We start from the raw sequence: 13,358 nt of genomic DNA on the forward strand, positions 1-13,358 counted from the left end.
CATGCCCGCTCAGCTGTCGAAATTCACCGCCGTGGTGTTGGCGCCGCAGAGCAGAACCGCGACGCGCTCGGCGGGTGAGGGACGATAGCGGCTGGAGAGCAGCGCGGCAAACGCCGCTGCGCCGCCCGGCTCGGCCACGAGACGCAGGCGCGACCACAGGGCTGCTTGGGCCTGCCGGATCGCATCGTCGCTGACCAGGACGACGCGCTCGACATGAGCCCGCGCGACCGGAAACATCAGCTCGCCGACGCGCCGCGGCGCAAGGCTGTCGGCGGCGATGCCGCCGGCCGGCGCATCGACCGGTGCGCCGGCTTCGAACGCGGCGTGCAGGGTGGGCGATTGCTCAGGCTCGACCGCCACGATGCGCGTCCTGCCGGCGTACCACGCCGCAATGCCGCCGATCAGCCCGCCGCCGCCAACCGCCACGAGCAGCGTGTCGATGCCGGGAGCATCCTGCTCCAGCTCCAGGCCGACGCTGCCCTGGCCCAGCAGGGTTTCGGCCTGATCGTAGGCATGGACGGCCAGCGCGCCGGTCTGCACGACATGCGCCTCGCTGGCGGCGAGCGCATCGGCGTAGCGGCTTCCCGCGATCACGAGCTTTGCGCCATATCCTCTGATCCGCTCCGCCTTGGCCGGCGAGGTGATGTCAGGCACGAAGATCGCGGCGGGAATGCCGAGCTGCTGCGCCGCATAGGCGACGGCCGCGCCGTGATTGCCGCCGGATGCGGCGACGACGCCGGCCTCCGGCACCTGCCGCAGCAACAGATTGGCGAAGGCGCCGCGCGCCTTGAACGATCCGGAATGCTGCAGCATCTCGAGCTTGAACGTGACGGGCGCGGCGGGCAGGCCGAAATCGGCGAGATCGGCCCGAAGCAGCGGTGTGCGCCTGAGATGCGGACGGATGACCGTCTCGGTCGCCGCAATCCGCTCCCGCGTGATGTCCGTGGTTGCTGTCATGACGCAATCCAGACTAGCGCATGGGAGAGTTGACATCAATTAGGTAATTAGCAAAATAACTAAATGAAGTTCGCCGTTGCCTTGCGCGCGCTCGCCAATGAACGCCGCCTGCAGATCCTGGAATGGCTGCGGGATCCGCGGCGGCATTTTCGCGAGCAGGCCGATGGCGACCTGGTCGAGGACGGCGTCTGCGGATTGCTGATCGCCGAGAAGCTCGGGGTCAGCGCGCCCACGGTGAGCGAGCACATGCGGGTGCTGACGGCGGCCAAGCTGGTGCGCGCCAAGCGGATCAAGCAGTGGACGATGTACAAGCGCAACGAGACGGCCATCGCCGCGATCAAGCGCTCGATCCAGGACGGCCTTTGACGGGTAGCGCCTGAGGTGGTCGCGGGCGACGTTGCAGCCGGCGCAATGCTCCATTTCCGAGATTCTTGTTGCGCCGCACCGAGCCGGTCGTGGAGACTGATCGGCCCTGCCGGGTCCCACGACTGAGAAGAGCGAGAACCATGTTCCTGATCGGCCAATATGATTCCCCCTTCGTCCGCCGCGTCGCGATTGCGCTGCGGCTTTACGGCATCGCTTTCGAGCACAAGCCATGGTCGACTTTCGGCGATGCCGACAAGATCGCGCCGTACAACCCGTTGCGGCGCGTGCCGACCCTGGTGCTCGACGACGGCGAGGCGCTGATCGAGAGCATGATCATCCTCGACTATCTCGACGAGCGCGTCGGCGCGGACAAGGCGATGCTGCCGCGAAGCGGCGCCGAGCGGCGCAAGCATTTGCGCATTTGCGCGCTCGCCTCAGGTCTCGGCGACAAGGCGGTCAGCCTGCTCTATGAGCGCGTGCTACGGAAGGAGCAGCTCGTGTTGTGGGTCGAGCGTTGCCAGGCGCAGATCGGCGACGTGCTCAAGGTGCTGGAGGCCGAGCGCGCCAGGGTGGCCACGCCGTACTGGCTGGGTGATCGCATCGGCCACGCCGATGTCGCGGTCGCCTGCGTCGTCCGCTTCACCCGCGAGGCGCATCCGCTTCTGTTCGACGCCTCGCGCTATCCGGCGCTCGCGGCACATGCCGAGCGTTGCGAGGCGTTGGCCCCGTTCCAGGAGGTCGTGCAGCCGCTGGCCCCGCCGAAGGGGTGAGGTTTCTTACCCGCCCCTGGAGGGGGAGGGTCGATCGCGCGCAGCGCGAGCGGGGTGGGGTGATCTCTCCGCACGGGCAGCGTTGGATGTGGAGAGACCGTCACCCCACCTCGGTCCGCATTCCGCTTCGCTGCATGTGGACCGATCCTCCCCCTCCAGGGGAGGATGGGCACCGTGCGCGTAGGAAGAGTGAAATAGCAATCCGCTGCCGGCGCTGCTTCAGTGGCCACAGCAGCCAATGATGCAACAATACCCCTGTTTTGCCCGACGTCGCAAACCGCGCCCGACGCCATGCAAAAATTGCTCAACCCTTTCAACCCCATGGCTACTGTGCATGGGGTTGTTTTCGCAACTTTTGCTTTGGAGCGCGGCCTACACCGCCCCCGCGCGCTTCTTCTGCCAGACCAGATGCACCGCGCAGGTGCAGCCCGGCGGATGCGAGGCGAGATCCGCCGGGGGCTCGTCGTTCGCCGGCGTTGCCGCGAAGGCCTTGTCGGTCTGTTGCGACGGGATGTAGTTCAGCACCGGCGCGAGCCAGCGCTCGGTCTCGGCCACTGTCATGCCCTTGCGCGCGGCGTAGTCCTCGACCTGGTCGCGCTCGATCTTGCCGACGCCGAAATAGTAGCTCTCAGGCGCAGCGAAATAGAGCCCGGACACGCTCGAGCCCGGCCACATCGCAAAGCTCTCGGTCAGCTTGACGCCACAGGTTGCTTCCGCATCGAGCAGCTCGAACAGCGTCGCCTTCTCGGTGTGGTCGGGCTGCGCGGGATAGCCGGGCGCGGGGCGGATGCCAGAGTACTTCTCCAGGATCATCTCGTCGTTGGAGAGGGCCTCGTCCGGTGCGTAGGCCCAGAACTCGCGGCGCACGCGGGCGTGCATGCGCTCGGCAAAGGCCTCCGCAAGGCGGTCGGCCAGCGCCTTGCACAGGATCGAGGAGTAGTCGTCGTTGGCCATCTTGAAGCGGTCGGCAACGGCATCCTCGCCGATCCCCGCGGTGACGACGAAGCCGCCGACATAGTCGGGCACGCCCGCGGGCGCGACGAAGTCGGCGAGCGCGGCGTTGAAGCGGCCCTCGCGCTTCTCGAGCTGCTGACGCAGCGTGTGCAGCGTCGCGATCTTCTTCGTGCGGGTTTCGTCGGCATAAAGCGCGATGTCGTCGCCCTCGGCATTGGCCGGCCAGAACCCGATCGTCGCGCGCGCCCGGAACCACTTCTCCTTGACGATGGTGTCGAGCATCTTGCGTGCATCGTCATAGAGCGAGCGTGCGACCTCGCCGACCTTGGCGTCGTCGAGGATGGCGGGGAAGCGGCCGGCGAGCTCCCAGGTCTGGAAGAACGGCGTCCAGTCGATGTAAGGCACGAGCTCGGCGAGATCGTAGTCGTCGAAGCTCTTGGTGCCGAGGAAGGTCGGCTTCACCGGCGTGTTCTTGGCAAAGTCCACCGGCACGCGGTTGGCGCGGGCGGCCTCCAGCTTCAGTCGCTTCTTGTCGGCCTGCGCGCGCAGATGCGCCTCCGAGATTTTTGCGTATTCGGCGCGCACCTCGGCGGCATAGGCCTCGCGCTTATCGGGCGAGAGCAGCGAGGAGGCGACGCCCACGGCGCGGCTGGCGTCGTTGACATGGACGACGGGGCCGGCGCGATAGCTCGGGTCGATCTTCACGGCGGTGTGCACGCGGCTGGTGGTGGCGCCGCCGATCAGGAGCGGCAGCTTCAGGCCTTCGCGCTGCAATTCGCCGGCGAAGAACGCCATCTCGTCGAGCGAGGGCGTGATCAGGCCCGAGAGACCGACGATGTCGGCCTTCTCCGCCTTCACGGTCTCGACGATCTTGGCGGCCGGCACCATCACGCCGAGGTCGATGACCTCGAAATTGTTGCACTGGAGCACGATGCCGACGATGTTCTTGCCGATGTCGTGGACGTCGCCCTTGACGGTCGCGAGCACGATCTTGCCGGCGGACGAGGAGCCCTCGGTGCCGATGCCGTTGGCGAGGTTGCGCGCCTTCTCCTCCTCCATGAACGGCATCAGCCAGGCCACCGCCTGTTTCATCACGCGGGCCGACTTCACCACCTGCGGCAGGAACATCTTGCCGTCACCGAAGAGGTCGCCGACCACGTTCATGCCGGCCATCAGCGGGCCCTCGATCACGTCGAGCGGCCGCGAGGACGCCTTGCGGGCCTCTTCGGTGTCCTGCTCGATGTATTCCGTTATGCCGTGCACCAGCGAATGCGACAGTCGCTTGGCCACCGGCCATTCGCGCCAGGCGAGATCGGCTTCCTTGGTCTGGGTCTTGTTGCCGCGGAATTTTTCCGCCAGCGCCAGCAGCCGCTCGGACGCACCGGGATCGCGATTGAGGATGACGTCCTCGCACACCTGGCGCAATTCAGGGTCGATGTCGTCATAGACGATCATCTGCCCGGCATTGACGATGCCCATGTCCATGCCCGCCTTGATGGCGTGATACAGGAACACTGAGTGCATGGCCTCGCGCACCGGCTCGTTGCCGCGGAACGAGAAGGAGAGGTTGGAGACGCCGCCCGAGATGTGCGCGCCCGGCAGGTTCTGGCGGATCCAGCGCGTCGCCTCGATGAAGTCGACGCCGTAATTGTTGTGCTCCTCGATGCCGGTCGCGATCGCGAAGATGTTGGGATCGAAGATGATGTCCTCGGGCGGGAAGCCGACCTTGTTCACCAGGATGTCGTAGGCGCGCTTGCAGATCTCGGTCTTGCGCGCGAATGTATCGGCCTGGCCGACCTCGTCGAACGCCATGACCACGACGGCCGCGCCGTGGCGGCGGGCGATCCTGGCCTCGTGGATGAACTTCTCCTCGCCTTCCTTCATCGAGATCGAGTTGACGACCGGCTTGCCCTGCACGCATTTCAGGCCGGCCTCGATCACCGAGAATTTCGAGGAGTCCACCATCACGGGGACGCGGGCGATGTCGGGCTCGGCGGCGACGAGGTTGAGGAACGTCACCATCGCGGCTTCCGAATCCAGAAGCCCCTCGTCCATGTTGACGTCGATGATCTGCGCGCCGTTCTCGACCTGGTCGCGGGCAACCTGCAGCGCCGCCGTGTAGTCGCCGGCGGTGATCAGCTTGCGGAAGCGGGCGGAGCCGGTGACGTTGGTACGCTCGCCGACGTTCACGAACGGAATGGCGTCCGTCAGCACGAACGGCTCGAGGCCGGAGAGCCGCAGGCGCGGTTCGATCTCGGGCACGATGCGCGGCTTGTGCGGGGCCACGGCCGCTGCGATTGCCGCGATGTGCTCCGGCGTGGTGCCGCAGCAGCCGCCGACGATGTTGACGAGGCCGTCACGCGCGAATTCGCCGACCAGGCGCGCCATATATTCCGGCGTCTCGTCATACTGGCCGAACTCGTTGGGCAGGCCGGCGTTCGGATAGGCGCATACCAGCGTGTCGGCGACGCGGCCGATATCGGCGATATGGGCGCGCAAATCTTCCGCGCCGAGCGCGCAGTTGAAGCCGATGGTAACAGGCTTGGCGTGCCGCACCGAATTCCAGAACGCTTCCGGCATCTGGCCGGAGAGCAGGCGGCCGGACTTGTCGGTGATGGTGCCCGACACCATCACCGGCATGTCGATGCCGCGCTCCTCGGTGATCTCGGCGATGGCATAGAGCGCCGCCTTGGCGTTCAGCGTGTCGAAGATGGTCTCGACCAGCAGCAGGTCGACGCCGCCGTCGAGCATGCCGCGGATCTGCTCGCCATAGGATTTGCGCAGATCGTCGAAGGTGACGGCGCGGTAGCCGGGGTTGGAGACGTCAGGCGAGATCGAGGCGGTGCGGTTGGTCGGGCCGATGGCGCCGGCGACGAAGCGCGGCTTGCCGTCCTCGGCCTCGACGCGGCGGGCGGCATTGCCGGCGAGGCGGGCGCCTTCGCGCGCCATTTCATGGACGATGTCGGTGAGATCGTAATCGGCCTGCGCGATCGAGGTGGTGGAGAAGGTGTTGGTCGCGACGATGTCGGCGCCGGCGCGCAAATAGGCCGCGTGGATGTCCTCGATCGCCTGCGGCTGGGTCAGGATCAACAGATCGTTGTTGCCGCGCAGGTCGCGATGAAAATTCTTGAAACGCTCGCCGCGGAAGGCGGCCTCGTCGAATTGCAGGTTCTGGATCATCGTGCCCATGGCGCCGTCGAGCACGAGGATGCGCTCGCGGGCGGCGTTGAGCAGGGCAGTTCGCTTCGGAGAGATGGGTACGGTCATGCTGTCTTAGGCCGCCTTCTGGGCGCTCTTGGCGCGGATGCCGAGCAAATGGCTGATCGCGAACACGAGATCGGCGCGGTTCATGGTGTAGAAATGGAAGGTGTCGATGCCGTGTTTTGCCAGTTTCTGTACCTGCCCGGCTGCAACAGTGGCAGCTACGAGCTTGCGCGTCTCGGCGTCGTCGTCGAGGCCCTCGAATTTCGCGGCGAACCAGTCCGGCACGGTGGTGCCGGCGCGCGTTACGAAGGCTCTCGCCTGCTTGAAATTGTGCATGGGCATGATGCCCGGCACGATCGGGATGTCGATGCCGCGCGCGCGGACGCGGTCGAGATAGCGGAAGTAGAGGTCGTTATCGAAGAACACCTGGGTGATCGCGCGGGTCGCGCCGGCATCCACCTTGGCCTTCAGCGTGTCGATGTCGGCGTCGAAGTCGCGCGCTTCGGGGTGCTTCTCCGGATAGGCCGAGACCGACACTTCGATGTCGCCATGCCGCTTCTTGATCCCGGCGACGAGGTCCGCGGAGCTCTGGTAGCCGTCGGGATGGCTGGAGTAGGGCGTGCCGATGCCGCCGACGGGATCGCCGCGCAAGGCCACGATGTGGCGGACGCCGACCTCGTGATAGCGGTCGACGATCTCGTCGATCTCGCCGCGCGAGGCGCCGACGCAGGTCAGATGCGCGGCCGGCAGCAGCGCAGTCTCTTTCAGGATGCGGGCGATGGTCGCATGGGTGCGCTCGCGGGTCGAGCCGCCGGCGCCGTAGGTCACCGAGACGAATTTCGGGTCGAGCGGGGCGAGCCGGTTGATGGTCTCCCAGAGATTGCGCTCCATGTCTTCCGTCTTGGGCGGAAAGAACTCAAAGGAGATCGCAGGCCGCTTCAGGTGCCCGTCTTGCCCGTTGGTCCGGGCGGGGATCGTCAGATCGGTCATGGCACCACTTGCTCCAGATTTATCGCCAGGTTTCGGCGGCCGACGGTCAGGTCTCGCTTGGAGGCCCAAGATAAGCCAAAGGCAGGGTGATCGACAGCCCATCGATGGTGGGAAGTGGCCCACTTCTACCAAATGATGTGGAATTATTGCTTCAATTTCAGTTCGAGTGGGAAATTGAAAACGATCTGAAAGCCTATATATATCAAGAAATTGTATAAAATTCAGGGTCGGATGGCGGAAAGTTTTGTCGATGGGCAGGCCAAAGTGTTCGTTATCTAGACGTTAATCTGCCCATTGGCTCGCGCTGGCCCGCCGCGTCGGCTCGTGGCCCGCACACCCCAGACCTGCGTAGCCGACCCATTGTCGCCGCTTGGCTCTCCATTAGGTTACGCCGCCATGATCCCGCTCTCCGTCCTCGACCTCTCCGTGGTCACATCAGGCACCAAGCCCGCCGCGGCGTTGCGCAACAGCATCGATCTGGCGCGCCATGTCGATGGCCTCGGCTATGTCCGCTATTGGCTCGCCGAGCACCACAACCTCGCCTCCGTCGCGAGCCCGGCGCCCGACGTCATGATCGGCCAGATCGCGGCCGTCACGAAGCATATCCGCGTCGGCTCCGGCGGCGTGATGCTGCCCAACCACGCCCCGTTGGTCGTGGCCGAGCGCTTCAAGATGCTGGAGGCGCTGTTTCCCGGCCGCATCGATCTCGGGCTCGGCCGTGCGCCCGGCACCGACGGTGCGACGGCTTACGCGCTGCGGAGCCGGCTCGACCGCCGCGAGGGCGACGATTTCCTGGAGCGGCTGCACGAGCTGATTCTGTGGGAGACGCGCGAATTCCCCGCAGGCCATCCCTACCACAACGTCGTCGCCATGCCTGACGACACCAAGCTGCCGCCGATCTGGCTGCTCGGCTCCAGCGATTATTCCTCGGAACTGGCCGCCCAGGTCGGCATGGGCTTCGCCTTCGCCCATCACTTCGCGTCCCACGATGCGGTCGATGCGATGGTGCATTACCGCAACCGCTTCCAGCCTTCGGCCTGGCGTGCAAGCCCGCACGCGATCCTCGCGGTCGCCGTCATCACAGCGGATACCGATGAGGAGGCGGAACGGCTCGCCTCTTCGTTCGATCTCAACCGCCTGCGCCGCGACCGCGGACAATATCTGCCGCTGCCGAGCGTCGAGGAGGCGCTGGCCTATCCCTATTCCGACGCCGAGCGCACCTCGATCCTGCGCAACCGCTCGCGCCTGTTCGTCGGCAACCCCGCCACGGTGCAGAAGAAGCTGCAGCCGCTGATCGAGGCGAGCAAGCCGGACGAGCTGATGGTGATCACGGCGGTCTACGATCACGACGCGCGGAAGAGATCGTACTCGCTGCTGGCGGAGGCGTTCGGGCTTAAGGCGGCGGCTTAGCTTACCCTCCCCTGGAGGGGGAGGGGCGATCGCGCGTAGCGCGAGCGGGGTGGGGTGATCTCTCCTCACGGGCACTGTTGGACGTGGAGAGACCGTCACCCCACCCCGCTACGCATTGCGCTGTGCTCCATGCGTAGCGACCCTCCCCCTCCAGGGGAGGGTGAAGGATCAATCCTGCTGGGCTTCGCTGAACGTCGCGCGGAACGGATGGCCGGGATACACGCCGACGATGCGGAATTCGCGCGAGAAGAATTTCAGCTCCTCGATGGCGAAAGCGAGGCCCTTGTCCTCGGGGTGGCCGTCGACGTCGGCGTAAAACTGCGTGGCGAAGAAATTGCCGTCGACCATGTAGCTCTCGAGCTTGGTCATGTTGACGCCGTTGGTGGCAAAGCCGCCAAGCGCCTTGTAGAGCGCGGCCGGCAAATTGCGCACGCGGAAAACAAACGTCGTGACCAGCGGTCCCGAGCCCTGCGCGGCCCATTTCGGCTCGCGCGCCAGCACCACGAAGCGCGTGGTGTTGTGGGCCTCGTCCTCGATGTCCTCGGCGAGGATGTCGAGGCCGTAGATCTTGGCGGCGAGGCGGGAGGCGATCGCGGCCACCGTCTTGTCCTTGCGCTCCGAGATGTCGCGTGCGCTGCCGGCGGTATCGGCGTGCACGATCGGCTTGATGCCGAGCTTGCGGATGATGCGACGGCACTGGCCGAGCGCATGCACATGGCTCTCGACGCTCTTGATGTCTTCGAGCTTGGTGCCCTTCACCGCCATCAGTTGATGCCGCACGGGGAGAAACCATTCGCCGATGATGAAGAGGCCGGAGGCCGGCAGCAGATGATGGATGTCGGCGACGCGGCCGGCGACCGAATTCTCGATCGGAATCATGCCGAGATCGGCCTCGCCCGACGAGATCGCCGACAGCGCGTCCTCGAAGGTGGCGCAGGGCATCGGCTCGGCGTCGGGATAGGCCTCGACGATGGCGATGTGGGAATTGGCCCCGGGCTCGCCCTGGAATGCGATCTTCAGCTTGGTCATGTCTCGAATTGCTCCTGCGGCGCCTTGTAGCAGCCGCTCAGGATTTGGAAAGGATGCTGCGGGCGGTTTCGAGATCGGGCGGCGTGTCGACGCCGCGGGGCACGCTGTCGACGATCATGATGTCGATGCGCATGCCGGCTTCGACCGCCCGCAATTGCTCCAGGCTTTCCTGGCGTTCCAGGGGCGAGGGCGGCAGCGACACGAATCGCTCCAGCGCGGCGCGGCGATAAGCATAGAGACCGATGTGATGGTAGCGTGGTCCGTTGCCGTAAGGCGCCGTGGCGCGGGTAAAATAAAGTGCCCGCAGCCGCCGCGGCCCGATCGGTGAGCCCACGGCCTTCACAACGCTGGGCGCGAGGTCCTCCTCCTCGGTGTGGATCTGCGAGGCCAGCGTCACGATGTCGACGCCAGGGTCGTCGAACGGCGGCAGCACCTCGCGGATGGTCTGCGGCGTGATGGTGGGGAAGTCGCCCTGGAGGTTGATCACGATCTCGGCCTTGCCGTTCGGGTCGAGCTTCTGCATCGCCTCGTGGATGCGGTCCGAACCCGAAGGGTGGTCGGCGCGGGTCATCACGGCTTCGCCGCCATGGGCCGTCACGACCGAGGCGATCTCGGGCGTGTCGGTCGCAACCGCGACCCGGCCGATGGCGGCGGCCTCGGCGCGGCGCATGACATGGACGATCATCGGCAGGCCCGCGATATCGGCGAGCGGCTTGCCGGGCAGGCGGGTGGCGGCCATGCGGGCCGGGATCAGCACCAGGATGCGGGGATCGATCATTGGGTCCAAAGGTCTGGGGTCAAGAGCCTGGAAACAGGGCGTTTTCCGCGCCGAGAAATGGAGTGGGGACGGGCCGCAAGCGGGGTCGCTTATACGGGTTGCCAGACCCCGGGCAAACCGATATCTCAATGGCAAAACTCGGGGAAACAATAAGGAACGTTTGATTCTCCCGAGGCTCGTCCTGGCGGCCGCCCGGCCGCTCGATCCTTCTTGCGGTGTGGGGCCTGGCCGGAAATGGACTCTTTCGAACTCAATAAGATTCTCGGTGCCGTGCTCGGCACCTGTCTCATCCTGCTGGTGACGAGCTTCACCGCGAGCGCGCTGTTCTCGCCCAAGATGCCGGAAAAACCGGGCTTCGAGATCGCCGTGAAGGAAGATGCCGGTCACGGCAAGGAAGGCGGCGCTGCCGCGGCAGCCTCCGAGCCGATCGAAAAGCTGCTCCAGACCGCCTCCGTCGAGAAGGGCGCCGCCGCCGCCAAGAAGTGCGGCGCCTGCCACACCTTCGAGAAGGGCGGCCCGAATCGCGTCGGTCCGAACCTCTATGGCGTCGTGGGTGAGCCGAAGGGCCAGGGCCGCGGCGGCTTCAACTTCTCAGCCGCCATGAAGGGCAAAGGCGGCGAATGGACTTTCGACGATCTCAACAAGTTCATCGCCAATCCGAAGGGCTTCGTCCCGGGCACCGCGATGGGCTTCGCCGGTATCCCCAAGGATTCCGAGCGCGCCGACGTCATTGCCTATCTGAACTCGCTGTCGGAGCATCCGAAGCCGCTGCCGACCGCGTCGAAGTAAGGCTTCGAGAACCTGTCTTGGAATACGCGGCCAGGCTGAGAAGCCTGGCCGTTTCCTTATCAGGGCCTCGCGATGACGTTATCGGGGCGTTTGGCCGCATCCGACAGGCCGCCCGGCCTTCCAAGATGAGGAAAAAGCAACATATTCGGTCGAAACCTCGCCTATATTGGGAACTTAAAGGAGTAGCCTCCTTCAAGACAGGGATGTTGATTTGGCCATTACCCGACGCGATCTCCTGCTCACCGGCACTGCTGTCGCAGCGCTTCCCGTCCTCGGTTCCGTAGCGGGACTCCCCGTCGTCGGTGCGGCGCAGGCGCAGTCTTCGAACGAGCTGCCTTGGCGCCATGCGCTGTCGCTGTTCGGCGACATCAAGTACCCCGCCGATTTCAAGCATTTTGATTACGTCAACCCGGTTGCGCCCAAGGGCGGCGTCGCCCGTCTGATCTCGATCGGGACGTTCGACAATTTCAACCTCGCGGTCGCCGGCATCAAGGGCTCACTCGCCCCGGCCGCTGCGATGATCTACGAGACGCTGATGACCCGGGCGCAGGATGAGGTGGCGACCGAGTACGGTGAACTCGCCGAAGCCGCACAGCATCCGGACGATTTTTCCTGGGTGATCTACCGCCTGCGCAAGGAAGCCCGCTGGCATGACGGCAAGCCGGTGACGCCGGAAGACGTCATGTTCTCACTGGAGACGTTCAAGCAGCAGAGCCCGATGTATGCGTCCTACTATCGCCACGTGACGAAGGCGGAGAAGGTCGGCGATCGCGACGTCAAATTCACGTTCGATGGACCGGGCAATCGCGAATTGCCGACCATCGTCGGCGAACTCACGGTGCTGCCGAAGCATTGGTGGGAGGGCACCGACGCGCAGGGGCGCAAGCGGGACGTCAGCGCGACCACCCTGGAAATCCCGCTCGGCTCCGGGCCCTATCGGATCAAGGAATTCGTGGCGGGGCGTTCAGTCAAGCTGGAGCGGGTCAAGGATCATTGGGGCGCCAATCTGCCGAGCCAGATCGGCACCAACAATTTCGACGAACTGCGCTTTGAATTCTTCCGCGACAATCAGGTCGCGCTGGAAGCGTTCAAGGCCGATCAGGCCGACTGGATCGCGGAAAACTCAGCCAAGCAGTGGGCGACGGCTTATGACTTCCCGGCGGTGACCGAGAAGCGGGTGATCAAGCAAGAGTTTCCGATCAACGATTCCGGCCGCATGCAGGCCTTCGTCGTCAACAACAGGCGCCCCCAATTCAAGGACGCGCGGGTGCGGCGCGCGTTCAACTATGCCTACGACTTCGAAGAGATGAACAAGCAGTTGTTCTTCGGTCAATACAAGCGCATCAGCAGCTATTTCGAAGGCACGGACCTTGCGGCGACCGGCCTGCCCCAGGGCGAGGAACTGCAGATCCTCGAGACCGTAAGGGACAAGGTGCCGCCGGAAGTCTTCACCACGCCGTACCAGAATCCGGTCGGCGGCAATCCCGAAGCCGTGCGCGCCAATCTGCGTGAGGCAGCAAAGTTGCTGAAGGAGGCCGGTTTCGAGGTGCGGGATCACAAGCTGGTCGACGCGTCGGGCAAGGTTCTGACGGTCGAAATCCTGGTGCAGGAACCCTCGTCTGAGCGAATCGCACTGTTCTACAAGCCGTCACTGGAGCGGATCGGCGTCAATACGTCGGTTCGTGTGGTCGATGACGCGCAATACCAGAACCGCCTGCGCAGCTTCGACTTCGACATGATCATCGACCAGTGGGGTGAGTCGCTTTCGCCCGGCAACGAGCAGCGCGAGTTTTGGAGCTCGGCGACGGCGGACGTGCCCGGTGCACGCAACACCATCGGCATCAAGAACCCGGCCGTCGATGCCTTGATCGAGAAGGTGATCTTCGCCAAGGACCGCGCCGGTCTTGTCGCCGCTACGCGTGCGCTCGATCGGGTGTTGCTCTGGAATTTCTACGTAGTGCCCCAGTTCACCTATCCGTTCTCGCGCTACGCCCGTTGGGACCGCTTCAGCCATGCCGAGCCGCTGCCGAAATACGGCCGGTCTGGCCTGCCGGCGTTGTGGTGGTACGACGCGGACAAGGCGGCGCGCGCCGGAAAACGATCTTGAGGAA

The 13,358-nt window shown here is 65.1% G+C and carries 10 protein-coding genes; 5 read left to right on the forward strand and 5 right to left on the reverse strand.

Annotated elements, in window-relative coordinates; all coding sequences use genetic code 11:
* Positions 1 to 9 precede the first annotated feature (9 nt).
* Positions 10 to 993, reverse strand: coding sequence for a threonine/serine dehydratase (locus tag TSA1_RS13360; protein WP_100176776.1), 984 nt, complete (start codon positions 991 to 993; stop codon positions 10 to 12).
* 27 nt (positions 994 to 1,020) lie between these two features.
* On the opposite strand from TSA1_RS13360, the gene TSA1_RS13365 reads away from it, so the two are divergent.
* Positions 1,021 to 1,323, forward strand: a complete 303-nt coding sequence (locus TSA1_RS13365) for an ArsR/SmtB family transcription factor (RefSeq protein WP_028177302.1) — start codon at positions 1,021 to 1,023, stop codon at positions 1,321 to 1,323.
* Positions 1,324 to 1,463: 140 nt separating this feature from the next.
* Complete coding sequence (locus TSA1_RS13370) at positions 1,464 to 2,093, forward strand: glutathione S-transferase family protein (protein WP_100176777.1); 630 nt, start codon at positions 1,464 to 1,466, stop codon at positions 2,091 to 2,093.
* A gap of 372 nt (positions 2,094 to 2,465) precedes the next feature.
* Here the strand turns inward: TSA1_RS13370 and metH are convergent, their stop codons facing one another.
* On the reverse strand, positions 2,466 to 6,314 hold the full coding sequence (gene metH / locus TSA1_RS13375; protein ID WP_100176778.1) for a methionine synthase: 3,849 nt from the start codon (positions 6,312 to 6,314) through the stop codon (positions 2,466 to 2,468).
* Between the two features lie 6 nt (positions 6,315 to 6,320).
* Positions 6,321 to 7,241: a methylenetetrahydrofolate reductase [NAD(P)H] gene (metF, locus tag TSA1_RS13380; RefSeq protein ID WP_100176779.1), complete on the reverse strand. Its 921-nt coding sequence runs from the start codon at positions 7,239 to 7,241 to the stop codon at positions 6,321 to 6,323.
* 396 nt (positions 7,242 to 7,637) lie between these two features.
* Here metF and TSA1_RS13385 point away from each other — a divergent pair, with 396 nt between their 5' ends.
* The gene (locus TSA1_RS13385) at positions 7,638 to 8,651 is read left to right on the forward strand and encodes an LLM class flavin-dependent oxidoreductase (RefSeq protein WP_100176780.1); all 1,014 of its coding nucleotides are present in this window, start codon (positions 7,638 to 7,640) and stop codon (positions 8,649 to 8,651) included.
* A gap of 168 nt (positions 8,652 to 8,819) precedes the next feature.
* Here the strand turns inward: TSA1_RS13385 and TSA1_RS13390 are convergent, their stop codons facing one another.
* Together TSA1_RS13390 and TSA1_RS13395 are read right to left on the reverse strand one after the other, a co-directional pair.
* Complete coding sequence (locus TSA1_RS13390) at positions 8,820 to 9,680, reverse strand: prephenate dehydratase (protein ID WP_100176781.1); 861 nt, start codon at positions 9,678 to 9,680, stop codon at positions 8,820 to 8,822.
* Between the two features lie 37 nt (positions 9,681 to 9,717).
* Positions 9,718 to 10,458: a 3-deoxy-manno-octulosonate cytidylyltransferase gene (locus TSA1_RS13395; RefSeq protein ID WP_100176782.1), complete on the reverse strand. Its 741-nt coding sequence runs from the start codon at positions 10,456 to 10,458 to the stop codon at positions 9,718 to 9,720.
* Between the two features lie 234 nt (positions 10,459 to 10,692).
* Here TSA1_RS13395 and TSA1_RS13400 point away from each other — a divergent pair, with 234 nt between their 5' ends.
* Positions 10,693 to 11,247 (forward strand): c-type cytochrome, encoded by a 555-nt coding sequence (locus tag TSA1_RS13400; protein WP_100176783.1) that lies wholly within the window; start codon positions 10,693 to 10,695, stop codon positions 11,245 to 11,247.
* Between the two features lie 211 nt (positions 11,248 to 11,458).
* Positions 11,459 to 13,354 (forward strand): extracellular solute-binding protein, encoded by a 1,896-nt coding sequence (locus TSA1_RS13405; RefSeq protein ID WP_100176784.1) that lies wholly within the window; start codon positions 11,459 to 11,461, stop codon positions 13,352 to 13,354.
* The last annotated feature ends 4 nt before the right edge of the window (positions 13,355 to 13,358 follow it).

The sequence above is a fragment of the Bradyrhizobium nitroreducens genome (assembly GCF_002776695.1).
In the GTDB taxonomy this organism is placed as follows: Bacteria; Pseudomonadota; Alphaproteobacteria; order Rhizobiales; family Xanthobacteraceae; genus Bradyrhizobium; species Bradyrhizobium nitroreducens.